We start from the raw sequence: 25,129 nt of genomic DNA, 5'->3' as shown, positions 1-25,129 counted from the left end.
ACCTTGTCCTGTTAGATCAATCGAAACGGGAGTGCTCCGCGCGTTGCCTTGCTATGAGTCTGGGCGCATTTGACTTCAATGCCTTGCCGCGGCCCGACAGACTCGGATTGGTCATGAAATATCGCTGGGCGTTGAACGGTGGCTCACTGCCTGATGGTTCAATCCGCCGGGATGTGCCATCCGACAGCACCGACCAGCTCTGCTGATTGTCCAGAATATTGCCCAGCATGATTTGCGAAAGAACCTGACTGTGCACGGTCGGCGTCGTGATCGGGATCATGGTTTCCACTCGCCGGTCCAGATTGCGTGGCATCAGGTCTGCCGAACTCATGTAGACGAGAGCCTTTTCCGATGGCAACCCTTGACCGTTGCCAAAACAGAAAATCCGGCTGTGTTCCAGAAAACGGCCGACAATGGATTTCACACGGATATTGTCTGAAAGCCCCGGCACGCGCGGGCGCAAGCAGCAGATTCCGCGGACGACAAGATCGATTTCCACACCGGCCTGACTGGCGCGATACAGGGCATCAATAATCTGTGGATCGACGAGGGAATTCATCTTCATCCAGATCTGGCCGCCACGACCAGTCCGCTGATGCTCCACCTCTTCCTCAATGTGCTGCAAAATGCGTTTGCGCAATGTCAGCGGTGAAACCGCCAGCTTGCGCAGCTCATTTGGCTCGGCATAGCCGGTGATGTAGTTGAAGATCATCGACACATCATGCGCAATGTCCGGATCTGCCGTGAAATAGGAAAGATCGGTGTAAATTCTGGCCGTTATCGGGTGATAATTGCCTGTGCCCATATGAACAAAGGATGTGATCCGGCCTTCTTCGCGCCGCACCACCAGCGAAAGCTTGGAATGGGTTTTCTTTTCGATAAAACCGAAAACCACCTGCACGCCGGCGCGCTCAAGATCACGAGCCCACTTGATGTTGGCCTCCTCGTCAAAACGAGCCTTGAGTTCAACCAATGCGGTGACTGATTTTCCGGCTTCCGCCGCGTCTATCAGCGCGCGCACAATGGGCGAGTCATTGGAGGTGCGGTAAAGCGTCTGCTTGATGGCAACAACATTGGGATCAGAGGCGGCCTGCCGCAGAAACTGCACCACCACGTCAAAGGATTCATACGGGTGGTGAACCACGATATCCTTTTCCCGGATAGCGGCAAAGCAATCGCCATTATGCTCGCGGATCCGCTCCGGAAAACGCGGTATATAGGGTTCGAATTTCAAATCCTCGCGCGGGGTTCTGACAATCTGCGACACGGAATCCAGCGCCAGAATGCCTTCCATGATCGACACCCGGTTTTCCGCAACGCCCAGTTCGGTGGCCACGAAATTGCGCAGGCTTTCCGGCATGATCGGGTCGAATTCAATGCGGATAACAGAGCCGCGCCGCCGCCGTTTCAGCGCCGTCTCGAACAGGCGAACCAGATCTTCCGCCTCTTCTTCCACCTCGATATCGGAATCGCGAATGATGCGGAATGTGCCCTGCCCGCGCACGCGATAGCCGGGAAACAGACGTCCGATAAAGGCGGCAACAACAGTTTCCAGCGGCACAAAGCGAAACTCGCCGCTTTCCGAGGGCGGCATTTCGACAAAGCGCTGCAGAGCCACCGGCAGGCGCAACAAAGCGTTCATACGGTGGGAGTCGCGTTCGCGCACCAGCGAAAGCGCCATGGAGAAGCCGAGATTGGGAATGAATGGGAATGGATGCGCCGGGTCAATCGAAAGCGGTGTCAGCACCGGAAAAATCGTTTGATCAAAATGATCTTCCAACCAGTCACGATCAGCCTTTTTCAACTGATCTGCGCCGATGATGTTGATCTTTTCCTTACGCAGCTCTTTTGTCAGTTCGGCCAGAGTTGTCTGCTGGTCGGCCTGCAGCAATTCCACTTCGTCCAGCACACGGTCCAGTTGTTCCTGCGGCAAAAGCCCGTCAGCACTGCGCACCGGAATTTTTTCACGAACCTGCCCTGCCAGCCCGGCCACGCGCACCATGAAAAATTCGTCCAGATTGCCGGCCGAGATGGACAAAAAGCGCAGACGCTCCAGCAGCGGATGATTGATGTTGCGTGCTTCCTCAAGCACCCGCCGATTGAACTGAAGCCAGGAAATTTCGCGGTTGATAAAGCGGTCGGCTGGAAGCTCTTCCAGCACAATTTCCGGCTCAACCGGACGGGCAGTAGCCTGAACCACACCGATTGCCTCCATAAGTGGCAAATCGGGAATTCGGGAAGCAACGCCATCAGTGTCACCGCGGGCAGCAATCATCGCAGCGGTTGCCGCGCTGTTTCCAACAAGACCGTCCACAATGGCTGCAGCAGCCTCTTCCACTTTCTTCAGCTCAACCGGGGGTTGCAGCTTCCTGCGCGGTTGGCGCGGTTGACGTGACTGGGTGGGCTTTGCAGCACGGGTGACTTTTTTCGGCATATCGTCCACGCGAATCTTCTCCCGCAATTTTATGGCAGAGTGTACCGGGCGCATAGACAAAAGCCACGACGGTTTCGTGACGCTTTGCGAATATAAATTCTACAGGCTTTCAAGCGTTATGACGATCACCTGAACCGCATAAACTTCAATTTCGTTGTACGGCCTGTAGTAGGCGCTCATCGCTTCAACGGGAAATGCTGGTCTTCTCTATCGCATCGTCCTGTCGTTGAAGCTTATCGCTTCAACGGGAAATGCTGGTCTTTTCTTGGTCGCATTGTTCTATCGTTGAAGCTCATCGCTTCAACGGGAAATGCTTGGGACAGAAAGCTGTCGCGAAACCATAGCACGTGTAACCTTGCGCCCGGTTGCCAGGCTTTCCCGGTCCAGAGCATCCACCAATTGCTCTGCCGCCACCACCGACCGTTCCATGCGTGAAAGAATGAACGCGAACATGCGCGGGTCAACCTCTATCTGCCGGTCCGAGAACAGCTTGACGAAGACCCCTTCCAGAAGCGCATCATCCGGCGCCTGAAGAGAAACAATGGTTGCCGCCCGAAGGCGGGAGCGAAGATCCGGCAGGCGAAAGCGCAAACTGGAAAGCGGTTTGCGTGAGGTCACCAGCACCGTGCCCAACCCCATGCGCGCCGCATTCACAATGCCGAACAATGTTTCCTCTTGCGGCTTTTTCCGGTCCAGATCATCAATCACACAGGCAAAACCCGGTGTCAGATCAAAAGACTTGCCACGCTGTGGCCGCTGCGCGCCGGAAGACGCGGCCCACGCCTCTGCCAGATGGGTTTTGCCGCTGCCCGGCGGGCCCACAATTGCCAGTACCGGATGCGGCCACTGAGGCCAGCTGTCCACTGCATGAATGGCCAGGCGGTTTGCATCCGTTTCAATCAGATCCGCCCGATCAAAGGATGGTCGGTGCGGCAGTTCTAACGGCAATTGCCGCAGCTCTGTCACCTGTCATCCCCTTTGTTCAACGTGTAACCACCGTTCACATCCGCCGACAGGTCAAAATTTTCCACCATAGTGGCGGGTTGAGCTTCCAGAGTGCGGCCTTCGTAGACCTCGCTTTCCAGATATTTGCCCAGCATGAAGCGCACAATCACTCCCACCGCCGCAGCCGCCGGTACCGCTATCAACAGACCAACAAAGCCAAACATGGCACCAAAGGCAAACAGCGCAAACATCAACCATACCGGATGCAGCCCGACGGATGCACCCACCAGTTTGGGCTGAAGAATATTGCCCTCAATAAACTGGCCGGAGAAAAACACTCCCGCTGTGGCTGCCACCCAGAACCATTCCGGTGAGAACTGCACCAGCGCCACACCCACTGCGATGATCAACCCGAGGGCCGAACCCACATAGGGTATGAATGAGATGACCCCGGCAAAAAAGCCGATGAGCAAGCCGAAGTTGAGACCAACCAGCGTCAGACCCACCGCGTAATAAGTGCCCAGAATCAGACAAAGGCTGCCCTGTCCGCGCACGAAACCGGCCACAGATCGGTCAATTTCCCGGGCAAGGCGGCGCACCGTTACAACATGCTGGCGTGGTACCCATGAATCAATTTTTGCGATCATGTTGTCCCAATCGAGCAGCAGGTAGAATGCAACCACCGGCGTTACGACAAACAATGACAGGAAGTTGACCACGGCCAGGCTGGATGTCCACAGCTGCCCGGCAAACGAAGTGAAAAAGCTGGAACTTTGCCGCACGATTTCAGAAAAATCCTGGCTGAGGCTTTGTTCCTGATCCTGAAACAGCCAGGAAAGCGGACCGGTTCGGGCATCAATAGCCAGCTTTTGCAGGCCTTGCAGATATTGCGGCAGATTGGCCGCGAAAGACCCGATCTGGCTGCCGATGACCGGAACCACCACCAGCATGATGGCGATGATGAGCACCAGAAACAGCACGAGAATAACCAGAGAGGCGGTCAAACGCGACAGGCCTTTGCTGGTGAACCAGTCGGCAATAGGGTCGAGAAAATATGCCAGCACCATGCCCAGAACAAATGGCAGCAGAATGGAGCTGAACAGCCAGAAAAATGCCAGAACGCCCGCCAGAGCGCCTGCCCAGAACATTGCCTGACGCCGGATAAGGCGGGTCCGATCCTCTACCATTTAGCTATCATACTCTCCAACGGGCATTTCACCACTGTTATGAGATGGCAGCGCCATGGCAGGCGGTCAAGTGATGTTGTACAGCCGCATTCAACGAAAACTCTGCATAAGCCACTTGTTTCCGGGCGCTGCATCTGTCAACCGAATTGCAAAGAAGAGGCTGGACGATGACGGATAACGAAAAAACGGGTCTGACCTACCGCGATGCGGGTGTGGATATTGATGCGGGCAATGAACTTGTTCAGCGGATAAAGCCTTTGGTGCGCTCTACCCGCCGCCCCGGCGCAGACGGCGAAATTGGCGGCTTTGGTGGGCTTTTTGACCTGAAGGCCGCGGGCTTCAAAGATCCGGTGCTGGTGGCGGCCAATGATGGCGTTGGCACCAAGCTGAAAATCGCAATCGACACCGGCCTGCATGATACAATTGGCATAGACCTTGTGGCCATGTGCGTTAACGACCTTGTCGTGCAAGGTGCCGAACCCCTGTTTTTTCTGGACTATTTTGCCACCGGCCGGCTGGACCCCGTGCAGGGGGAAGCCATAGTGGCAGGCATTGCGAATGGGTGCAGACAGGCAGGCTGCGCGTTGATCGGCGGCGAAACGGCCGAAATGCCGGGCCTCTATGCCGAGAAAGACTATGATCTTGCCGGTTTTGCCGTTGGCGCGGCAGAGCGTGGGCAGTTGCTGCCCAGCGCCAGCCTTGCTGAAGGTGACATTATTCTGGGTCTGGCCTCATCAGGCGTTCACTCCAACGGCTATTCGCTGGTTCGCCGCATTGTTGAAACCAGCGGTGCAGATTACGACGCGCCTGCACCTTTTGACACCAGCCGCACACTGGCTGCGGCCTTGATTGAACCGACGCGGATTTATGTGCGCTCCATTCTGGCCGCCATACGGCAGAATGGTGGCGTCAAGGCTCTGGCACATATCACTGGCGGTGGCTTCCCGGAAAACATTCCCCGGGTTTTGCCCGATACGCTTCGTGCCGACATTGATCTTGATGCAGTGGACACGCCAAAGGTTTTCCGCTGGCTGGCACAGACGGGCAATGTTGCGCAAAGCGAGATGCTTCGCACATTCAACTGTGGGATCGGCATGATTCTGGTGGTCAGTGCGGCTGATGCCGAAGCTGTCACTGGCATCCTGCAGGCAGAGGGTGAAACGGTTGTGACCCTGGGCCGCATTTTGCCGAGGGGCGAGGAAGCAGCGGTGACATTTAACGGCGCGTTGCAACTGGCATGAGCAGTCCAGCACCTAAAAAGCGGGTCGCCATTCTGATCTCCGGGCGTGGCTCAAACATGAGTGCATTGCTGGAGGCGGCACGCGCCGATGATTTTCCGGGAGAGATTTGTCTGGTTCTTTCCAACCGGCCAGATGCCAAGGGTTTGGAAACAGCGGCAGCCGCCGGTATTGCAACCCTTGCGGTCGATCATAAGCTGTATGCAAACCGTGGCGACCACGAGGCGGCGATTGCAGAAGCTCTGGATGCTGCCCGGCCGGACATTATCTGCCTGGCTGGCTATATGCGCATTCTCGGGGCCGGATTTGTGGCGCGCTATAAAGGGCGGATGATCAATATTCACCCGTCTCTGCTGCCTTTGTTCCCCGGCCTGCACACCCATGAGCGCGCCTTGCAGGCGGGCATGCGGGTGCATGGCTGCACGGTGCACTATGTCACCGAAGTTATGGATGGCGGGCCAATCATTGCGCAGGCAGCTATTTCAGTGCTGGCCGATGATACGCCTGACAGTCTTGCACAGCGCCTTCTGCACGCTGAGCATCAGCTCTATCCACATGCTCTGGCGCTGGCGCTCAACGGTCAGGTTTCCATGGCAGACGATAAAGTGGTTCTGCACGGAACAAGCCGGTGCGAGACCATTTTGATATCGCCAGCAGTCTAGACCGTTTCAACGGGAATATTGTCAGCAGGCCGGATCCAGATTTTTGTGTCGTGAAACGCTGCTCCGCCAAACGGCGCAGGCGATTCCGCCCCAACCAGAATATTAATCCCCTCACCCAGTTCAAAGGCGTGATTGGGCCATAATCCCTCATGGACAACCACACCGGGGCGCACCGTATCGCTGGCTTTTGCGGTCAGAACCAGTTCGCCCCTTTCATTGCCAATTCTCACCCGCTGCCCGGTTGCCAGTTGCAGCGCTTCCATATCCTGCGGGTGGACCAGCAGTTCCGGCCTGCCTTCCCGCTCCAGCGAGCCCTTTGTTTCCGCAAAACTGGAATTCAGGAATTGGCGCGCCGGGGATGTGGCCAGTTTGAACGGATGTTCCGCGTCCGCCGCTTCCAGCACATCCATATGATCAGGAAACTCCGGCAGGCTGGCATAGGGGCCAAGAAGGCCCATGCTGTCTGGCGGGCGAATGCCCGGCCGCATGCCCAGCCAGTCGGGACGGAAGCGGAATTTGCCGTCCGGCCAGCCAAATCCGTTCAGAAAATGCGCATCGTCAAATTCGGGCTGTACATCCAGCCATTTTTTCTGTTCCAGCTCGGAAATGGTGCCGCGATCACTGACCTGCAAAAGCTGGTCGATCAGTTCGCGCTCGGTCATGCCAAAGCCGGGCATATGGCTGACGCCCAGCCGCTTCGCCAGTTCCTCGACCACGAAATGGTTTGAACGAACCGTCTCAGGCGCGTCAATAACCTTGGGTCCAAGCAGAATGTGGCTCTGCCCGCCACCACGGTAAATATCATCATGTTCCAGAAACATGGTTGCGGGCAGCACAAGGTCGGCCAGCCGCGCCGTGTCGGTCATCACCTGCTCATGCACAGCGGTGAACAAATCATCGCGCAGCAGACCTTCCCGCACCAGCCTCTGCTCCGGGCAGACATTGGCGGGGTTGGTGTTCTGCACAAGCATTGCGGTTACAGGCGGGCCACCCTGCAAGGCTTCACGATCACCCGTCATCACCCGGCCAAATTTTGACTGGTCCAGATGCCGGATTGATGGATCGGCAAACGCGGTGCCTTCAATCAGCGACTTGTCCATGCGGAATATGCCGCTATTGCTGTGAAAAGCCCCGCCGCCTTCATGCCGCCAGTGGCCATAAACAGCGGCGATACTGGAAACAGCATGCATGGCAACAGAGCCGTTGCGCTGGCGGGTGAAGCCATATCCAATACGGAAAAAGCTGCGCGGCGTTGCGGCCAGCATAGCGGCAAAGGCTTCGATCTCCTCGACCGTCAGACCGGTGATTTCTGAAGCCCATTGCGGAGTGCGGCTGCGCAAATGCGCCTCCAACCCCGCGGGGTCATCGGTATATTCTGCCATATAATGCCGGTCCGCAGCACCATCGCGAAAAGCAATGTGCATCAAAGCGCAGGCAAGGGCGCCGTCTGTACCGGGCCGCAGTTTCAAGGCCATGTCAGCCTGTTTCATCGTGGCATTGTCGTAAATATCGACCACCACGATTTTTGCCCCGCGCTCTTTGCGGGCGCGTATGGCGTGGGTCATGACATTAACCTGCGTGGCCACCGCATTGGTGCCCCAGATCACCACGCAATCAGATTTTGCCATTTCTTCCGGGCTTACCCCCCGCATGGCACCTGCCCCGGCATACCAGCCTGTCCACGCCGTGTTGACGCAGATAGAGCCGAACTCACCGGAATAGCGCTTGGCATGGCGCAGGCGTTCAATGCCATCGCGCTGCACCAACCCCATTGTGCCCGCATAAAAGAAAGGCCAGACCGCCTCGGAGCCATATTTTGCCTCTGCCTTTACAAAGGCATCGGCAATCATATCCAGCGCATCGGACCATTCAATATTACGCCACTGGCCATCACCCTTGCGGCCAACCCTTTGCATAGGATGCAACAGCCGGTCAGGATTGTGCACACGCTCGGCATAGCGGGCCACCTTGGCGCAGATCACCCCGGCGGTGTAACTGTTTTCCATCGCGCCGCGCACCCGGCCAATGGTCCTTGCATCAAGCACATCCACTTCCAGCGCACAGGTGGAAGGGCAGTCATGTGGACAGGCGGTGAACGCCCGTGAATTTGGCAGTGGCTTGTTCATGGAGCGATTATAAACCAGAAAAAGGCGGCAATCTTATTCAATTGCGCCATGGATGCATTTATGCAGCTTATGGCAAATCTGGCCGGGGGCGGCTACTCACCGAACCGGCCTGCCCGCAATTCTGAAGCACTGGACCTGAAATTTGAACTATCGTCACGCATTTCACGCCGGAAATTTCGCAGATGTGCACAAACACGCTCTGCTGGCACGGCTGGTCGATTACCTGAAACGCAAGGACAAGCCATTTCGGGTTTATGACACCCATGCCGGAATTGGCGTTTACGACCTGACCGCTGATGAAGCTGTGCGCACTGGCGAGTTTCATCAGGGAATTCAGCGCGTGCTGGCCAGTGATGCCGATCAACATCCACTGCTGAGCGATTATCTGGCTATTGTGCGAGAGTTGAACAAGCAGCTTGAGCTCCCATCCTATCCCGGTTCGCCCTATATTGTGCGCCAGATGTTGCGGCGGCAGGACCGGCTCTCGGCCTATGAACTGCACCCTGCGGACTTCAAAACGCTGGCATCGCATTTTGCTGGTGACGTGCAGGTGAAAACCATAGAGCTCGATGGCTGGCTGGCCTTGGGCGGACATGTACCTCCCAAGGAAAAACGCGGTCTGGTGTTGATCGACCCCCCATTCGAGGCGGTGGACGAGTTTTCCCGCATTGTTGAGCAGCTTTCACGCGCATGGCAGCGCTGGTCCAGCGGCATCTATGCCATCTGGTATCCAATCAAACGCCGGTCGGTGGTGGAAGAGTTTCACCGGCAGCTTGCGCAAAGCGGCATTGCCAATATTGTTGCGGCAGAGTTTTGCCGGGAAAGTGATGCTGATGAGCATCGGCTTGTCGGATCTGGCCTGATTGTCATCAACCCGCCCTATGTCTTTGCGCAGGAAGCGCAGACGATTATGGATATTTTGCAACCATTGCTGGCAATAAGCCCAAATGCCCGCGGTACCATCAAAACGCTGGCTGGCGAACGCCAATGAAATATTATACTCTTGGTTGCAGCTAAAGCATTTGTCGTTGAAGCGGAATCGCTTTGGCGGCAGCACACTGCGTCAAACAAAGAGTTGGACTGTTTCCGACGATCTGAGATCGGCCGAAACGGGCTGATACTGAGGGGAACTGGCAGACATGAGTTCGGGCAAATTTGCAGGCGCTTTCGCCTTGATTCTGGCAGCGGTGGCGACCTGGCCTGCAGCTGCGGCAGATTATTATCGCACGGTGCCGCAGGGGCAGGTTTATGACAATGTCCGGCCCAAGGTGCCTGAATGTAATGACCCGCGTGTTCTGGCCAAGGTGGAAGACCAGTTTGAATATGGCGCGCCGCGCGTTCTGCATGCACCGCTGAGCATTGTTGAATTTTCGGCTTTGCAGGAAAAGGCCTATTTCCCTTCGAATGATATTCGCACGGTAGAGCGGCGTTATTGTCAGGGGCAGGCTCTGGTGACCGGTGGCGACTACAAAGGCGTAACCACGCAGAACTATTTCTACTATGTGATTGAGTATCCTATGGGGTTTGCCTCAATCGGCTGGCGCGCGGAAGGTTGTTTCCTGGGTTATGATGCGTGGCTGGTCTACGGTGCCAACTGCCAGTCACTGCGACGGTTCTGAAGCATTTCCGTTGAAACGTCTTCGTTTCAACATCAGGACAATGCGACCAGGAAAAAGCCCGAGCATTTCCGTTGAAACGTCTTCGTTTCAACGTCAGGACAATGCGACCAGGAAAAACCACGCATTTCCGTTGAGACGTCGTCGTTTCAACAGCGAGACAAGGCAAAAAGCAAAATGCTTTGATCAGAATTTCAGCGCAACGCCCGCCCGTATGGAGTGTTCATCATATCCTGAAGATATGGTGACATTCCCGAGATCATAGCTGCGGCTGTTGAAATCTGAATAGCGATACTCGACGCGCGAGGTCACATTCTCGCCCAGGGCAGCTTCAATACCGCCGCCAAGCGTCCAGCCGAAATGTGTTGCGCTGTCCTGCGCACCGGGCACTGAAAGTTCATTTTCAGCCACTGCAACGCCGCCCGTGGCGAACAGAAGAATAGGGTCGTAAGTTACACCGACACGAGCGCGCAGTGAACCGAATGCGTTGGAACTGGACGTAATGGGCGTGCCGGAAACAAAGCTGGCGCTGCCATCGACATTGCTTGCACCGGCATCTGCCTCGATGCCATAGACCAACCGATCAGACTGAAGATTGTAGCCTGCATAGACGCCGCCGATAAAACCTTCAGAGCTTATGCGCGCGCCCGGTGCATCAACCTTGGCGAAATTGTACCCAACGAAGCCGCCAGCATATGGGCCACTCCATGTGTGCGTCGGGTATGAAACGACAGGAATATCCAGGTCTGTCAAAGGCGCAGCATCGGCGGCCAGCGCCGGGCCTGCACCCACCGCCAAACCTGCAATTACCAGCGATATGACGCCGAGCCGAGACATTTCATGTGCCTTTCAAACCAACGCTTTCATCATAAACAACATTCCACGTCGCGAAAATGGCAAGCCGGTAACAGTGACTTTAAAAGCGAACCGGCAAAATGCCGGTAAGACTTCATCATTTGGCTGCAATCTCGCATGCAGCATCTTATATGGTGTGGGCGCGCTACAGCCGCAACAATTGGCAAACTGGATGTAATGTGAATGGCAGACGAGTTCGACCCTGCGAACGATGATCTGGAACTGGATGACGATATCGAGGATAGCGCCGAGCCGGTGACTGTGGCTGCGCGGGCGGCAATTGAGTGGGACAATGGCGGCCCTGCTATCGGCCAGGACTTGAGCGGAGCGGAACTGATTGCCGCTTTTGTGCGGCGGTTGCCCAATTCCCCCGGCGTTTACCGGATGTTCGATACGGCCAATGAGGTGCTTTATGTCGGCAAGGCCAGATCGCTAAAAAAGCGGGTCGGCAACTATACCAGGCTCGGCGGCCACACAAATCGCATAGCACGGATGATCCGCGCAACTGCACATATGGAATTTGTCACCACACGAACTGAAACCGAAGCGCTGCTGCTCGAAGCCAATTTGATCAAGCACTTGCGCCCTCGTTTTAATGTTTTGCTTCGGGATGACAAGTCATTTCCCTATATCCTGATACCGGCGGATCACGAAGCGCCAGCAATTCTGAAGCATCGCGGAGGGCGCGCGCGCAAAGGCAATTATTTCGGCCCGTTCGCTTCTGCAGGTGCTGTGGGGCGCACGGTGAATGCGCTGCAAAGGGCGTTTCTGCTGCGCACCTGCACGGACAATGTCTATCAAACCCGCACGCGGCCCTGCCTTTTGTATCAGATCAAGCGCTGCTCCGGGCCATGCACGGGCGAAATTTCCATCAGCGACTATGCCGGGCTGGTCGGCGAGGCAAAGGATTTTCTGTCAGGTCGATCCATGCAGGTGAAGCAGTCCATGGCCGCAGCCATGCAGGAAGCCTCGCACGAACTGGATTTTGAACGCGCCGCGATCTACCGCGACAGGCTGGCATCGCTGTCGCACATTCAGAGCCATCAGGGCATCAATCCGCAGGGCGTGGAAGAAGCAGATGTCTTTGCCATTCATCAGGAAGGCGGCCTCACCTGTATTCAGGTTTTCTTTTTCCGCACCGGCCAGAACTGGGGCAACCGGGCCTATTTTCCGCGGGCGGATTCCTCGCTGGAACCCGGCGAGGTTTTAAGCGCCTTTCTGGCGCAGTTTTATGATGACAAGCCGCCTGCACCGTTGATCCTGCTACCAATAGAAGTTGAGGATCAGGCGCTACTTGCCGAGGCACTGTCAGCCCGCGCCAACCGCCGTGTGCAACTGGCGGTTCCGGCTCGCGGTGCCAAGCGGGATCTTGTGGAACACGCGGCCAGCAATGCCCGCGAGGCTCTGGGCCGCCGGCTGGCGGAAACATCTTCTCAGGCGCGGTTGCTTGCCGGAACGCGGGAAACCTTTGGCTTGGCCTATGTTCCCCGGCGCATCGAGGTTTACGATAATTCTCACACCATGGGCACCAATGCGGTGGGCGCCATGATTGTGGCCGGGGCGCAAGGTTTTGCCAAATCGCAATATCGCAAATTCAACATTCGCAGCACCGACATTACCCCCGGCGATGATTTTGGCATGATGCGCGAGGTCATGACCCGCCGCTTCACCCGAATGCTGAAAGAGCACGGGTCAGCCGGGCCTGTGCCGCCGGTGGTGGATGATGAAGCCGCAGAGCCGGACATGCCGGCATGGCCAGACCTTGTGCTGATTGACGGCGGCAAGGGGCAGGTTTCCGCCGTTCGTCAGATTCTGGCTGAACTGGGCATTGAAGATAAGGTGACCACCATTGGCATTGCCAAGGGAGTGGACAGAGATGCGGGGCGTGAGCGGTTTATTGTGCAGGGGCGCGAAGAATTTTCGCTGCCACCGCGCGATCCGGTGCTTTATTTTGTTCAACGCCTGCGCGATGAAGCCCATCGATTTGCCATTGGCACGCATCGCGCCCGCCGCGCGAAGGAATTTACCAGCAATCCGCTGGATGAAATTTCCGGAATCGGCCCCTCGCGAAAACGGGCGCTGCTGCACCATTTTGGCACGGCGAAAGCAGTTGCCGGTGCCGGGTTGAGTGACCTGCGGAAAGTGGAGGGAATTTCAGAGGCGACAGCGCGCCTTATTTACGATCACTTCAACGGCGCATAACGGCGCTGTCGTAGAATAGACCTGTCAACTTGCGTGTTGCATGTTGACGCAGCGCCCCCTGACGGGTTCAAAGGGGGGTAATTTTCAGACAGGCGTATCTTCCATGTCCTCCAGGGCCTTGAACATTCCCAATATCCTCACTTACTCGCGCATCGTTGCGGTGCCGCTGGTGGTGCTCTGCTTTTTCGTGGAAGGCCGGTTGCACGGGTCGGACACGGCGCGTTGGTGGGCCATGTTCCTGTTTATTGCAGCAAGCATCACCGATTGGCTGGATGGCTATCTTGCACGGGCGTGGAAGCAGACGTCGAATATCGGCCGCATGCTGGACCCGATAGCCGACAAGCTGCTGGTGGCAGCGGCGCTTCTGCTTCTGGCAGCAGATGGCACCATTGCCGGGTGGGCAATCTGGGCAGCAATCGTGATTCTGTGCCGCGAAATTCTGGTTTCGGGCCTGCGTGAATATCTGGCGGCGCTAAAGGTCAGCGTGCCGGTGACCCGCCTTGCCAAATGGAAAACGGCTGCGCAGATGGTTGCACTGACATTTCTGCTGGCCGGCCCGGCAGGTGATAAACTGTTCCCGTTCATCACCGAGTTGGGCATTCTGTTTTTATGGGTGGCGGCAATTATCACACTTTATACCGGGTATGATTATTTTCGTGCGGGCCTGCGCCATATAGACGTCTAGAAGTCCGTCTAAAATCCTCTCAGCAAGTTGCAGGAGGCAGAAGTGAAACTGGCTTATTTTGCATCTATCCGGGAACGTATTGGCGTTGCAGAGGAAACAGTGTCGCTTCCGGCCGGGGTGACAACAGTTTCCGATCTTCTGCGCTGGCTGGAATGCCGGGGCGACAACTACTACCACGCATTGCAGCCGGGCGAGCTGGTTCGGGTGGCGATAGACCACCAGCATGTGCAACAGGATACCCCGATTGCCGGGGCTACCGAAATCGGCTTTTTCCCGCCGATGACGGGTGGCTGACCTGATGTTCCGGGTTGTCGTCCAGTCGGAGAGAATTGATATTGCAGCAGAAACTGCAAATCTATCCTCAGACGGCGCAGCCGGGGCCGCTGTTGTGTTCTGCGGCTATTGCCGGGATGAAGGTGGCCGCCTATCCGCGCTGGAACTGGAACACTACCCCGGCATGGCAGAACGGGAAATTCAGAACATTCTGGCAGAAGCTGCGGCACGCTGGCCTTTGATTTCGGCCTGTGTGGTGCATCGTTTTGGAAAAATAGCCCCAGGTGAGGAAATTGTATTTTCTGGATGCACTTCTGTTCACCGGCATGCGGCATTTGAAGCGGGTGCCTATGTCATGGATTTTATGAAAACCCGGGCCCCATTCTGGAAACGCGAACATTTGCTGGATGGCACCGTCGGCGCCTGGGTGGATGCCAAGGATGCGGATCTTTCAGCCACAGACCGCTGGCACAGGCTTTAAAGAAAAAAGGGGCGTCCTGCTGATGTGCAGAACGCCCCTTTTTTTCAGACGTCTGAAATTCAGCCAACAACTTCAGTGTCGGAGAACCAGTAGGCAATTTCCTGAGCTGCAGTTTCCGGCGCATCAGAACCGTGAACCGAATTTTCACCGATCGACACTGCAAACAGCTTGCGGATTGTGCCTTCATCGGCGTTTGCAGGGTTTGTTGCACCCATAACTTCGCGGTTCTTGAGAATGGCGTTTTCGCCTTCCAGAACCTGAACGACGGTTGGTCCGGAAATCATGGTTTCAACCAATTCACCAAAGAATGGGCGCTCTTTGTGAACCGCGTAAAAACCTTCAGCCTCACGCTGGCTCATCCAGACGCGCTTGGAAGCAACTACGCGCAGACCGGCTTCCTCCAGAACCTTGGTGATAGCGCCAGTCAGATTGCGGCGGGTCGCATCCGGCTTGATCATGGAGAAAGTGCGTTCAATAGCCATGTGGCTGTTCCTCTATAACAGACTTGATTGGATGGCGGGTCTATAAAGCCAGCGCATCCATGCGGCAAGTGCTCATCACTTCAGGCCGCCGTGATCTTTCGACCCTCGCCGTCAAACAAGTCGAGACACCGCTCAAACCATTCAGAAACGCTGTCATCAGGTGCCAGCGGGCGCACGCTGGAGGTGATGCGCAGCCATTGGAACAGACCGAACACAATATAATCGGCAAAACCGGACGATTTGCCGTTCAGGAATGGCTGACGTTTCAAAGTCAGGCGCATTGGTTCAAGCGAGCGGGAAAACTCGTCCAGCCGGGCGGGGTCACGATTGACAACATCTTCCAGACGCATGCCAAAAAAAGCTTCTCGCGTGCGGCGGAAATGCTCTTTATCCACCTCGTCCAGCAGCGAGTAAATGTCCATCAATGCGGCGGAAACAACAAAGGACCGGATGTGGACATGCGACCAGCTTTCGACAAACCGGGCCATGGCACGGCCGCCCTCTCCGCCAAACAGGCTTGGACGATCGGGGTAAGTGGTTTCGAGATATTCCGCTATGGCGAAAGAATCCTGCACCACATCCTTGCCATGGCGCAGCACGGGCACCGTGCGGTCAAAACCGTCTTCGACATGGCGCACCTTGGTAAACGGCACTGGCAGACTGGTATATTCCAGACCCTTGTGGCGCAAAGCCATTCTTGCTTTCCAGCAATGGGGTGAAAATGGTCTGGTCACATCATGACCGACAAGCTCATAGAGAAAAATTTCCATCGAACGCCCCTGTCTGTTGCCGCGCTTCCATCGTCACAGATGGCATAAACTTTCGCAACTGCACACTGCGCTCTTTTCCCGCTGGCCAAGGCGTGGCAAAAGCAGCGCATGCTTCAGATCAACGACCTCTCCGCACGCGTCGCCGGACGCCTTTTGATAGACCATGCCAGCCTCGCCATTCCAGATGGTGTGAAGGCCGGGCTTGTGGGGCGTAACGGTGCTGGAAAATCCACGCTTTTCCGCCTGATCACCGGCGATCTTGCTTCGGAAAGCGGCAACGTGTCGCTGCCCCGCAATGCACGCATCGGGCAGGTAGCGCAGGAAGCGCCGGGCACGGAAGATTCGCTGCTTGATATTGTTCTGCAAGCCGATGAAGAGCGCGTCGCTCTGTTGGCAGAGGCGGAACTTGCCACGGATCCGCACCGCATCGCGGAAATTCACATGCGGCTTGCCGATATTGAAAGCCATTCTGCAGAATCGCGCGCCGCTTCAATTCTCAGCGGCCTTGGCTTTGGCCCGATTGCGCAATCGCGCCCGGTGTCTTCGTTTTCCGGTGGCTGGCGCATGCGCGTTGCTCTGGCTGCTGTGCTGTTTTCCCGCCCGGATCTGTTGCTGCTGGACGAGCCGACAAACTACCTCGACATGGAAGGCACGCTGTGGCTGGAAAATTTCGTGGCCCGCTACCCATACACGGTTCTGATTATCAGCCACGATCGCGATGTTCTGAACAATGCGGTGAACTCGATCATCCATCTGGATCAGAAGAAGCTGAATTTCTATCGCGGCTCTTACGACCAGTTTGAGCGGCAACGGGCCGAAAAAATGGAGCTGTTGCAGAAGCAGATCACCAAGCAGCAGGCCGAACGCAAACATATGGAAGCGTTTGTTGAGCGGTTCCGGGCAAAGGCCAGCAAGGCACGGCAGGCGCAAAGCCGGCTCAAGGCGCTGGAGCGTATGCAGCCGCTGGCGGCCATTGTCGAAGAAAATGTTACGCCGTTCGTGTTCGACGCTCCGGATAAAATGCTGCCCTCGCCGATCATCCGGATGGAAAATGCGCAGGTTGGCTACACACCCGGAATGCCGGTGCTGAAAAACCTGAACCTGCGGATCGACCATGATGACAGAATCGCTCTGCTTGGCTCCAACGGCAACGGCAAATCGACATTTGCGAAGCTGATTGCCGAGCGATTGAAGGAAGATAGCGGCACGGTAACGCGCGCAAGTGGCTTGCGCATATCGTTCTTCGCCCAGCATCAGATTGATGATCTGCGCCCGGACGAAACGGCGGTGCAGCATTTGCGCCGCGCCCTGCCCGATACGCCGGAATCCAGGTTGCGGGGGCGCGTTGCGCGCATGGGGCTTGGCACGGATAAAATGGACACCATTGCCGACAAGCTGTCGGGCGGTGAAAAGGCCCGGCTGTTGATGGGTCTTGCCACGCTGAACGCGCCGCATCTGTTGATTCTGGACGAACCGACAAACCATCTGGATATCGAAGCGCGCGAAAGTCTTGTGCGGGCGCTGAACGACTATCCCGGTGCTGTCATTCTGATCAGCCACGACCGGCACATGGTCGAGGCAACCATGGACAGACTGTGGATTGTCGGCGATGGCACGGTTTCGCGTTATGATGGCGATCTGGAAGACTACAAGAAGCTGGTGCTTTCCGGGTCGAAGGCCGCCTCACGCGAAGAGCGGGAGCAAGTCGCGCCAGAGGAACTTCCGGTATCCAAGGTTGAGCAGCGCCGGAGCGCGGCTGAAAAGCGTGAGGCTTTGAAGCCTTTGCGCAGGCAGATCACCACGCTGGAAACGCAATTGTCCCGATTGCAGAAGACCATTGCAGATCTGGACGAAAAGCTGGGCGATCCGGCGCTTTACACATCCAGCCCCGCCAAAGCCACGGAGTTTGCCAAGCAAAAATCCGTGGCTGAGCGCACTTTGGAAAAGGTTGAACTGGAGTGGATTGAAGCGTCGGAGCAGTATGACGCGGCAATGGCGGACTAAAGCATTTCCCGTTGAAGCCTTTGGCTTCAACGACAGGACAATGCGACAAGCAAAGAAGTGCATTTCCCGTTGAAGCCTTTGGCTTCAACGAAAGGACAATGCGACAAGCAAAGGAGTGCATTTCCCGTTGAAGCGTTAGCTTCAACGGCAGGACAATGCGACAAGCAGATAAGCATTTCCCGTCGAGGCACTTGGGCTTCAACGACAGGACTGATCAGGCGTTGCGGACCCAACGCCGGTCTGTGCCCTGCTGCCAGTAAACCACGCTGTGACCTGCGGCCTTTTCTGTCTTCCACCGCTCCCGGGCAACAGTAAGTTGATCGGCGTCATGCCCGTCAAACAGATAGATGCCGCGCACGTAAGGCTCCAGAGTTTGCGGGCATGCACCCTCCACCAGAAAGCGCACTTGGGCGTCATTTGCATTCTGCGCCGGGTTTATGGTCAGCAAAATCGGCTGCAGTGCGCTGTTGCCTTCCGCATCAGATCCGTGCGGAAGGAAAGCTTCGTCACGGTAAACCCACAAATGCTGATCCAGCGCATCGCGGCGCTCTTCCGTGGCGGCCTGCACCACTACACGCCACCCCCGTGCGAGGCACTTTTCCAGAAGGTCCGGCAGGGCTTCCTCCAGCCGGCTTTCTGTCAAATGGTAGAAAAACACCTCGGCCACAGGGCGGTTACTCAGCGCGTTTCATAATGGTCGGCAACAAGGCGGTTGAGCAGCCGGACGCCGAAGCCGGAACCCCAGGACTGGTTGTATTCCGACGAGGGTGAAGACATTGCGGTGCCTGCCACATCCAGATGTGCCCACGGCACTTTGTTGACAAAGCGCTGCAGGAATTGCGCGGCGGTGATGGAGCCAGCCGCACGCCCACCGCCAATATTGCGGATATCGGCAAACTTGCCCTCAATCATCTTGTCGTATTCCTTGCCCAGAGGCATCCGCCAGACTTTTTCACCGGTGACAGTGCCCGCCTCGTAAAGCCGTTCGGCAAGCTCGTCATCATTGGCGAAGAGTCCGGCATAATGGTTGCCCAGTGCCACGATGATGGCGCCGGTCAATGTTGCCAGATTGACCATGAATTTCGGCTTGAACCGCTCCTGCGTGTACCAAAGCGCATCCGCAAGAACCAGCCGACCCTCGGCATCGGTGTTCAGCACCTCAATCGTTGTGCCGGACATGGCAGTTACAATGTCGCCTGGGCGCTGCGCGTTCCCATCCACAACATTTTCCACCAGACCGACAACGCCGACAGCATTCACCTTGGCCTTGCGGCCAGCCAATGCGCGCATAAGGCCGACAACGGCGGCAGAGCCGCCCATGTCACCTTTCATCTCGTCCATGCCTGCCGCAGGTTTGATGGAAACACCACCTGTGTCAAACACCACGCCCTTGCCAACGAACGCTACTGGCGCTTCACCTTCCGGGCCGCCGTTCCACCGCATGATGACCATGCGTGGCGGCATGGGCGAACCCTGTGCAACGCCGAGCAACGCAAACATTTTCAGCTCGCGCATTTTCACTTCGTCCAGGACTTCCACTTCCAGGCCGTAATGCCGCAAGGCTTCAATGCGGCGGGTATATTCCACCGTGGTCAGAATATTGGCGGGCTCATTCACCAGATCGCGCGCCAGTACAACGCCTGCACCGACTGAATCAATTGCCTCAAAAGCGGTGCGCGCAGTATCCGCATCGGCCGATGCAAAGGAAATAGTCGCTGTCTTGCCGGACCCGGCCTCTACATCGGCATCGTCGGTCTTTTTGGATTTATAACGGTCAAACTCATAAGCGCGCAGCAGAACACCAAGCGCCATGGCCGCAACATTTGCCCCGGAAACCGGCTCGTCGATTTCAGCGCGTATGAGAATATTTTCTGCGCCCTTAATACCGGCCATGGCGACACCGCCCAATTTTAGCCAGTCTTCTTCTGTCAATTCGGCTTCACCCTTGGTGCCCAATACAAGCACCTTGTCCACTCCCGGCTCGTCGGGTGCCAGCACCTCCAGCGTAGACAACAGCTTACCCTTGAATTTCGCTGCCGTTGCGGCCCGCGCAATCTGATTCTTCAACGCCTCGGAAATGGAAGCAGGCAAAATGGCGCCATCCCCTGCCAGCAGAACCATGACGCCCTGGGCGGGTGCTTCAAGCGACGAAAAAGCAATTAGCGGCGTGGAAGCCATGTGCAGAACTCCGGAAATTGGGAGATTTATCGAGAATCATCATATGGGCGTCAAAAATTTCAACGCCACCCTATCTTGGAAATGCAGCGCTTCTTTGCAAGAGAGTTCTCACGTTCATACTTTGTTAGCCATGATTGTTCGCCCTTCTTTAGCCAAGGTAGCTCATTCTATAACGAGGTTGATGCAATCACTGATTTTGCAGCCAACACGCCGGATGTTAAATGCGTCGGGAAACAGCGAGTATTCATGCGGTCGATGACGCTACTGGAACGATATATCTTCAAGCGCGCAGCCTTGTTCAGCCTGGCATCGCTGGCAGCGCTGGTTCTTGTCGTCTGGGTGGTTCAGGTTCTGCAGCGCGTTGATCTGGTTCGCACCACGGTTGGAGCCGCCAGCGACATTCTATGGATAGCCTTGATGTTGATGCCCGATCTGGCGGCGGGCGTCCTGCCTTTCGCCATATTGGTCGGTTCCATACAGGCGCTCAATTCATTGAACGCAGATTCGGAACGCTCTGTCATGGCCGCTGCCGGTGCATCGCAATATCTGATCGCCCGGCCCATCATGCTGGTTGGCATCATTGCGGCGGCGTTGGTGCTGTTCAACTCCAACTATGCCGGACCAAAAGCCTCAAAGGCTTTTCAGGACGGAATTCGCTCCATCAACGCCAATGCCATTTCGCTGTTTTTGCAGCCCGGCCGGTTTGAACGCATTCAGGATGGCCTGATCATGAGCGTTTCAGACACGCGCGGTGCAACCATTCGCGGCCTGTTTCTGGCAGATACGCGCGACCCTGAAATGGACGTCAATTATTTTGCGCAGGAAGCCAACATTGTCGATCTGAACGGCGAATCTTTTCTGGTGCTGAAAAACGGCCAGCTTCATCGCCGCACGGCAGATGACAAGGCCATATCGGTAATTGAATTTCAGACCTACGCCTTTGACCTGGCTGATCTGCGCCCGGTTTCCTCACGCGACTGGGTGCGCATGTCAGAGCGCAGCACGGGCGAACTGGTCAACCCCGATCCAAATGATCCGCTGTTCCAGACGCACCCCAACCGCTTTATTGAAGAGCTGTCACAGCGGCGCAGTGACTGGCTGTATGCGCTGGCATTTGCTCTGTGGGCCGTAGCAGTGGCCAGCCCGCCCCGCACCAACCGTCAGGGTCCGGGCGCCACGATGATCATCGGACTGGGTGGCGCTCTGCTGCTCAAGGCGGCGGGCTTCATGGCAGTGTCGCAGGTTGAAAAGAACACCGCCCTTGTGCTGCTGGTCTATGCCCTGCCCATCATGGGCATTATCACCAGTCTGGTGCTGCTGCATCGAAACACCAATATCGTGGAATCGCGCTTTGTGCATGCGGTGGAAGCCGGCTTGCAGAACGCCATGCGGTTCGCTCAAAAGCTGCTGCCCGGCCGCCGCCGGCAAGGACGTGCAGCATGAACCGGCGCACCATAAACCTCTATTTCATGCGGCTATACATCAGCAATGTGGTGGCAATCTTTGCCATGGTGCTGGCGCTGGTCTATCTGGTTGACCTGATAGAGCTGAGCCGCCGCGGTCGTTTCGACGGCATTGACTTTGCCACTGTAGCGGCAATTTCTGCCTACCGCGTCCCGGCCTTTCTGGAGCAGGCGTTTCCGTTCATCGTGCTGTTTGCCTCTATTTTCACGCTGGTTTCGCTGAACCGCAAAATGGAGCTGGTTGTTGCCAGGGCCGCGGGCATTTCCATCTGGCAGATTTTGCTGCCATTTCTGGCCGGGTCGCTGCTGCTTGGCGTGTTTGCCACGGCCGTTTACAGCCCGCTGGCAACGGTGGCGCAAAACTGGTCTGCCGATCTGGAAACGCAGTTTGCCGGCGACCGGGCAGATGACAATGCCAACCGCACGCCATGGCTTCGCCAGAGCGGCAACGGGGTCAACTCCATCATCGGCGCAAAGGCCGTGTCTGCAGGCGGCAGTGAGCTGGGCGGCGTTACGGCCTTTGTGTTGAATGACAATGGTATTGCCAGTGAGCGGATTGATGCGCCCAACGCCACGCTTGGCAGAGGTATGTGGGTTCTGCACCAGCCCGTTGTCACCCGTGTGGGCTTTTCGCCGGAACAGCGGGCATCCTATTCCATTCCGACAACCCTGTTGCCGGAATATATCGAGCAACGGCTGGCCAATCCTGAAACCATTTCGATCTGGGAACTTCCAGGCAAAATCGAAGCGGCAAGAAGTCTTGGCTATAATGCCGACGCATTTTCCATGCGGCTGTTCACATTGCTGGCCAAACCGGCACTGTTTATGGCAATGACGCTGGTAGCGGCCACCGTGGCCGTGCAATATTCTCGTACGGGGCAATCCACAGCCACAATCATAGGTGGTGTTGCGGCTGGCTTCGTGCTTTATGTCGCAACATTTCTGGCGCAAGCGCTGGGAAGCAGTTCAGTAGTTCCACCCGCTGCAGCGGCGTGGTTTCCGGCCATGGCGGCAGGTCTGTTCGGGGTAACAGTCCTGCTCCATCAGGAGGATGGGTAACATGATCGCGAGGGGGACTTCGCGCCGCTCGAGCGCCCGCAGACAGTTGTTTGTTAAAGGCGCATTGCTGGCTGGTGTTGCCTTGGGCGCGCTTGTTGGTCAGGGCGATGCCGGATACGCACAGGAAAGCCTGGAATCTCTGGGTGCCAACGTTAATATCGAGGCGGGCGAGCAACTGTTTCTGGAGGCAGACACTGTTTCCTACGACAGCGAATCCGCAACGGTAACGGCGTCTGGCGGCGTTCAGATAGATTATGGCCAATACAAGCTTGTTGCTCGCGAGATTGTGTATGATCAGAATCTGAAGCGACTGGTGGCTGTTGGCGATGTGGAATTGCTGGAACCGGGTGGCAACAAGGTTTACGCCGACGCCATTGATGTGACCGATGATTTTGCCGATGGCTTTATCGAGGCACTGCGCATTGAAACACCGGACAATACGCGCCTTGCCGCAGCAGAAGCGGTGCGCGAATCCGGGTCGGTTACAACATTTGAGCGCGGAGTTTACACCGCCTGTGAGGCTTGCGAGGCAAACCCGGACCGCCCACCTCTGTGGCAGGTAAAGGCGCGCCGCATTGTCTGGGATCAGAAGAACCAGATCATTCGCTATTATGGTGCAAGGTTCGAACTTTATGGCCTGCCCTTGGCCTATCTGCCTTACTTTGCCTCCCCAGATCCTACGGTCAAGCGCCGCAGCGGCTTTCTGGCGCCTGAGTTCCGCCAGTCCGATGAAACCGGTTTTGGCTTGCGCGTACCTTACTTCCTTGCAATTTCCGACAGTTCGGACGCCACGGTTGCCGGCACCTATTATTCGCGTCAGGGTTTTCTGGGCGAAGTGGAATACCGCAAGGCGTTCGGCAACGGTTATTTCACGTTGCAGGCAGCGGGCATTTCGCAGAACAATCCGGACAGGTTTGACGATTTCTGGTCAGATGGCATTACCAGCTTTGAAGATGTGCCAGGCAAAACCCGTGGCATGATCGGCACCACTGGTCGCTTTGCCCTGAACGAACAATGGACGTTCGGCTGGGATGTTCTGGCCCAGAGTGATCCGAATTTCTCCAATGCCTATGAGATCGACAATTTTTCCGACATTTATCGCTCTTCGGAAATTTATCTGACCGGGCTTGGCAGCCAGAGCTTCTTTGATCTGCGTGCTCAGAAATTCGACGTCCAGACTTTGAACACCTTCAACGAGGAGGTGCAGCCCTACATTCTGCCATCGCTGGACTACCAGTATATCGCCGAGCAGAAGATCCTGGGCGGACAGGTGCAGTTGGACGCCAACATCACCAATATTCGGCGGGACAACACCTTCCCGGCTTCGCTTCTGATCTGCGAAGAACCGTTTTACGATGAAGGGCGCTGCACCGGATCCGGCGTATTTCCATATCGGACAGACACTTTCCGGCAGAACACGCTGGAAGGCGACTACGCACGCGCCACCGTGGAAACAAGCTGGAAAAGCGAATACATCACCGATGGAGGGCTGGTGCTGACCCCCTCCGTGGCAGGACGAGGCGACCTTTACACCGCCAAAATGGAATCGCCTGGCTATGATTACGGCTCGCTGTACAGCGACCTTGGTGCCATTTCGATCAACGAAACCGGTGCGCGCGGCATGGCAACCGCAGCCATTGAGGCGCGCTATCCCTACCTGATCGAAACAGCCAACACATCGCATGTGTTTGAACCGATTGCACAGTTGCTGATCCGCCCGGATGAAATGGACGCTGGAAAACTGCCGAATGAAGATTCGCAGACGCTGGTTTTCAATTCGACCAACCTGTTCAGTCACGACAAATTCACCGGCTATGACCGGATGGAAGGCGGCACCCGCGCCAATGTCGGAATTCAATATTCCGGCGTGTTGGGCGGTCGCTATTTCCTCAACGCCATTGCCGGCCAATCCTACCAGCTTGCTGGCAAAAACCCATTTGCGGCAGATGATCTTTCGCTGGTGGGTTACGATTCCGGTCTGGAAACCGACCGCTCGGATTATGTGTCCGGCGTTGCTCTGACTTTGCCGGTTGGCGTGACTTTGAGCGCGCAGGGCCGGTTTGATGAAAGCAATTTCGATCTGCGCCGTGCCGATCTTTCATCATCCTTTGCCGCCGGGCGTTTCAGCGGCTCGGTCACCTATTCGCAGATTGCGGCGCAGCCTATCTATGGATTGCCGGTGGACCGGCAGCAGGTTCAGACCAATGCATCCGTGCGCTTGACCGATACGCTGCTTGCCTTTGGGTCGGTCGGCTATGACATCGAGAATGACTCGATCATTTCCAAATCGTTCGGCGTTGGCTACGCGGATGAATGCTTCAGCCTGATCGCCACCTATCAAAGCACCAATGACCGCTACCAGCTCGCATCTTCCGAGAGCACCGTCATGGTTCGGCTGTCTCTGCGCACGCTGGTGGAAACCGACTTCAATTACAATCTTGGCAATGACTAGAGCCAGACGTGCCGCAG

At 56.4% G+C, this 25,129-nt stretch carries 21 protein-coding genes; 12 read left to right on the top strand and 9 right to left on the bottom strand.

Annotated features, from left to right (window positions below; translation table 11 throughout):
* Positions 1-16: 16 nt before the first annotated feature.
* The 3 genes from FPY71_RS06795 to FPY71_RS06785 all read right to left on the bottom strand — a co-directional run bounded on the left by FPY71_RS06795 (position 17) and on the right by FPY71_RS06785 (position 4,566).
* Positions 17-2,215 carry an RNA degradosome polyphosphate kinase gene (locus FPY71_RS06795; RefSeq protein WP_149300516.1) on the bottom strand — a complete coding sequence of 733 codons (2,199 nt, stop codon included), beginning with the start codon at positions 2,213-2,215 and terminating at the stop codon, positions 17-19.
* 519 nt (positions 2,216-2,734) lie between these two features.
* On the bottom strand, positions 2,735-3,400 hold the full coding sequence (locus FPY71_RS06790; RefSeq protein ID WP_149299016.1) for an HdaA/DnaA family protein: 666 nt from the start codon (positions 3,398-3,400) through the stop codon (positions 2,735-2,737).
* Complete coding sequence (locus FPY71_RS06785; protein ID WP_149299014.1) at positions 3,397-4,566, bottom strand: AI-2E family transporter; 1,170 nt, start codon at positions 4,564-4,566, stop codon at positions 3,397-3,399. Before FPY71_RS06785 ends, FPY71_RS06790 begins: the two co-directional genes overlap by 4 nt.
* 167 nt (positions 4,567-4,733) lie before the next feature.
* On the opposite strand from FPY71_RS06785, the gene purM reads away from it, so the two are divergent.
* Both purM and purN read left to right on the top strand, forming a co-directional pair.
* Positions 4,734-5,807 (top strand): phosphoribosylformylglycinamidine cyclo-ligase, encoded by a 1,074-nt coding sequence (gene purM / locus FPY71_RS06780; RefSeq protein WP_149299012.1) that lies wholly within the window; start codon positions 4,734-4,736, stop codon positions 5,805-5,807.
* Positions 5,804-6,466: a phosphoribosylglycinamide formyltransferase gene (gene purN / locus FPY71_RS06775; protein WP_149299010.1), complete on the top strand. Its 663-nt coding sequence runs from the start codon at positions 5,804-5,806 to the stop codon at positions 6,464-6,466. Before purM ends, purN begins: the two co-directional genes overlap by 4 nt.
* On the opposite strand, the gene FPY71_RS06770 is transcribed toward purN, so the two are convergent.
* Positions 6,463-8,592: a molybdopterin oxidoreductase family protein gene (locus tag FPY71_RS06770; protein WP_149299008.1), complete on the bottom strand. Its 2,130-nt coding sequence runs from the start codon at positions 8,590-8,592 to the stop codon at positions 6,463-6,465. The two genes, purN and FPY71_RS06770, sit on opposite strands and share 4 nt — an antisense overlap.
* Positions 8,593-8,734: 142 nt before the next feature.
* Here FPY71_RS06770 and FPY71_RS06765 point away from each other — a divergent pair, with 142 nt between their 5' ends.
* Entirely contained in the window at positions 8,735-9,583 is an 849-nt protein-coding gene (locus FPY71_RS06765; protein ID WP_149299006.1) for a 23S rRNA (adenine(2030)-N(6))-methyltransferase RlmJ, read from the top strand.
* Positions 9,584-9,731: 148 nt separating this feature from the next.
* A complete protein-coding gene (locus FPY71_RS06760) occupies positions 9,732-10,211 on the top strand; it encodes a hypothetical protein (protein WP_149299004.1) in 480 nt (159 codons plus the stop codon).
* Positions 10,212-10,394: 183 nt separating this feature from the next.
* Here FPY71_RS06760 and FPY71_RS06755 read toward each other — a convergent pair whose 3' ends face one another.
* On the bottom strand, positions 10,395-11,045 hold the full coding sequence (locus FPY71_RS06755) for an outer membrane protein (RefSeq protein ID WP_149299002.1): 651 nt from the start codon (positions 11,043-11,045) through the stop codon (positions 10,395-10,397).
* Between the two features lie 201 nt (positions 11,046-11,246).
* Here FPY71_RS06755 and uvrC point away from each other — a divergent pair, with 201 nt between their 5' ends.
* From uvrC to FPY71_RS06735, 4 genes are all read left to right on the top strand, one after another.
* On the top strand, positions 11,247-13,265 hold the full coding sequence (uvrC, locus tag FPY71_RS06750; protein WP_149299000.1) for an excinuclease ABC subunit UvrC: 2,019 nt from the start codon (positions 11,247-11,249) through the stop codon (positions 13,263-13,265).
* Positions 13,266-13,368: 103 nt separating this feature from the next.
* Positions 13,369-13,950 (top strand): CDP-diacylglycerol--glycerol-3-phosphate 3-phosphatidyltransferase, encoded by a 582-nt coding sequence (gene pgsA, locus FPY71_RS06745; RefSeq protein ID WP_149298998.1) that lies wholly within the window; start codon positions 13,369-13,371, stop codon positions 13,948-13,950.
* 42 nt (positions 13,951-13,992) lie between these two features.
* A complete protein-coding gene (gene moaD / locus FPY71_RS06740; protein ID WP_149298996.1) occupies positions 13,993-14,244 on the top strand; it encodes a molybdopterin converting factor subunit 1 in 252 nt (83 codons plus the stop codon).
* A 1-nt stretch (position 14,245) separates the two neighbouring features.
* Positions 14,246-14,704 carry a molybdenum cofactor biosynthesis protein MoaE gene (locus FPY71_RS06735; RefSeq protein ID WP_246160394.1) on the top strand — a complete coding sequence of 153 codons (459 nt, stop codon included), beginning with the start codon at positions 14,246-14,248 and terminating at the stop codon, positions 14,702-14,704.
* 59 nt (positions 14,705-14,763) lie between these two features.
* Here FPY71_RS06735 and ndk read toward each other — a convergent pair whose 3' ends face one another.
* Together ndk and FPY71_RS06725 are read right to left on the bottom strand one after the other, a co-directional pair.
* Positions 14,764-15,186 carry a nucleoside-diphosphate kinase gene (ndk, locus tag FPY71_RS06730; protein ID WP_149298992.1) on the bottom strand — a complete coding sequence of 141 codons (423 nt, stop codon included), beginning with the start codon at positions 15,184-15,186 and terminating at the stop codon, positions 14,764-14,766.
* An 80-nt stretch (positions 15,187-15,266) separates the two neighbouring features.
* A complete protein-coding gene (locus tag FPY71_RS06725; protein WP_149298990.1) occupies positions 15,267-15,956 on the bottom strand; it encodes a glutathione S-transferase family protein in 690 nt (229 codons plus the stop codon).
* 108 nt (positions 15,957-16,064) lie between these two features.
* Here FPY71_RS06725 and FPY71_RS06720 point away from each other — a divergent pair, with 108 nt between their 5' ends.
* Entirely contained in the window at positions 16,065-17,960 is a 1,896-nt protein-coding gene (locus tag FPY71_RS06720) for an ABC-F family ATP-binding cassette domain-containing protein (RefSeq protein WP_149298988.1), read from the top strand.
* Between the two features lie 214 nt (positions 17,961-18,174).
* Here FPY71_RS06720 and FPY71_RS06715 read toward each other — a convergent pair whose 3' ends face one another.
* Together FPY71_RS06715 and FPY71_RS06710 are read right to left on the bottom strand one after the other, a co-directional pair.
* Positions 18,175-18,627, bottom strand: a complete 453-nt coding sequence (locus tag FPY71_RS06715) for a DNA polymerase III subunit chi (protein ID WP_149298986.1) — start codon at positions 18,625-18,627, stop codon at positions 18,175-18,177.
* A gap of 11 nt (positions 18,628-18,638) precedes the next feature.
* On the bottom strand, positions 18,639-20,138 hold the full coding sequence (locus FPY71_RS06710) for a leucyl aminopeptidase (RefSeq protein ID WP_149298984.1): 1,500 nt from the start codon (positions 20,136-20,138) through the stop codon (positions 18,639-18,641).
* Between the two features lie 246 nt (positions 20,139-20,384).
* Here FPY71_RS06710 and FPY71_RS06705 point away from each other — a divergent pair, with 246 nt between their 5' ends.
* Genes FPY71_RS06705 through FPY71_RS06695 form a run of 3 tightly spaced genes read left to right on the top strand, consistent with a single transcriptional unit; the run spans position 20,385 to position 25,112 of the window.
* A complete protein-coding gene (locus FPY71_RS06705; RefSeq protein WP_246160182.1) occupies positions 20,385-21,581 on the top strand; it encodes an LptF/LptG family permease in 1,197 nt (398 codons plus the stop codon).
* Positions 21,578-22,660: an LPS export ABC transporter permease LptG gene (gene lptG, locus FPY71_RS06700; RefSeq protein WP_149298982.1), complete on the top strand. Its 1,083-nt coding sequence runs from the start codon at positions 21,578-21,580 to the stop codon at positions 22,658-22,660. Before FPY71_RS06705 ends, lptG begins: the two co-directional genes overlap by 4 nt.
* A 1-nt stretch (position 22,661) precedes the next feature.
* On the top strand, positions 22,662-25,112 hold the full coding sequence (locus tag FPY71_RS06695; protein ID WP_149298980.1) for an LPS-assembly protein LptD: 2,451 nt from the start codon (positions 22,662-22,664) through the stop codon (positions 25,110-25,112).
* Positions 25,113-25,129 lie beyond the last annotated feature (17 nt).

The sequence above is a fragment of the Aureimonas fodinaquatilis genome (assembly GCF_008369445.1).
GTDB lineage: Bacteria > Pseudomonadota > Alphaproteobacteria > Rhizobiales > Rhizobiaceae > Aureimonas > Aureimonas fodinaquatilis.
This window is presented reverse-complemented; position numbering and strand designations above follow the sequence as displayed.

Coding starts and splice junctions, on each gene's coding strand:
- FPY71_RS06795 (WP_149300516.1), bottom strand. CDS start 2,215: ATGGAGGCAATCGGTGTGGTTCAGGCTACTGCCCGTCCGGTTGAGCCG.
- FPY71_RS06785 (WP_149299014.1), bottom strand. CDS start 4,566: ATGGTAGAGGATCGGACCCGCCTTATCCGGCGTCAGGCAATGTTCTGG.
- purM (WP_149299012.1), top strand. CDS start 4,734: ATGACGGATAACGAAAAAACGGGTCTGACCTACCGCGATGCGGGTGTG.
- purN (WP_149299010.1), top strand. CDS start 5,804: ATGAGCAGTCCAGCACCTAAAAAGCGGGTCGCCATTCTGATCTCCGGG.
- FPY71_RS06770 (WP_149299008.1), bottom strand. CDS start 8,592: ATGAACAAGCCACTGCCAAATTCACGGGCGTTCACCGCCTGTCCACAT.
- FPY71_RS06760 (WP_149299004.1), top strand. CDS start 9,732: ATGAGTTCGGGCAAATTTGCAGGCGCTTTCGCCTTGATTCTGGCAGCG.
- FPY71_RS06755 (WP_149299002.1), bottom strand. CDS start 11,045: ATGTCTCGGCTCGGCGTCATATCGCTGGTAATTGCAGGTTTGGCGGTG.
- uvrC (WP_149299000.1), top strand. CDS start 11,247: ATGGCAGACGAGTTCGACCCTGCGAACGATGATCTGGAACTGGATGAC.
- pgsA (WP_149298998.1), top strand. CDS start 13,369: ATGTCCTCCAGGGCCTTGAACATTCCCAATATCCTCACTTACTCGCGC.
- ndk (WP_149298992.1), bottom strand. CDS start 15,186: ATGGCTATTGAACGCACTTTCTCCATGATCAAGCCGGATGCGACCCGC.
- FPY71_RS06725 (WP_149298990.1), bottom strand. CDS start 15,956: ATGGAAATTTTTCTCTATGAGCTTGTCGGTCATGATGTGACCAGACCA.
- FPY71_RS06720 (WP_149298988.1), top strand. CDS start 16,065: ATGCTTCAGATCAACGACCTCTCCGCACGCGTCGCCGGACGCCTTTTG.
- FPY71_RS06710 (WP_149298984.1), bottom strand. CDS start 20,138: ATGGCTTCCACGCCGCTAATTGCTTTTTCGTCGCTTGAAGCACCCGCC.
- FPY71_RS06705 (WP_246160182.1), top strand. CDS start 20,385: ATGCGGTCGATGACGCTACTGGAACGATATATCTTCAAGCGCGCAGCC.
- lptG (WP_149298982.1), top strand. CDS start 21,578: ATGAACCGGCGCACCATAAACCTCTATTTCATGCGGCTATACATCAGC.
- FPY71_RS06695 (WP_149298980.1), top strand. CDS start 22,662: ATGATCGCGAGGGGGACTTCGCGCCGCTCGAGCGCCCGCAGACAGTTG.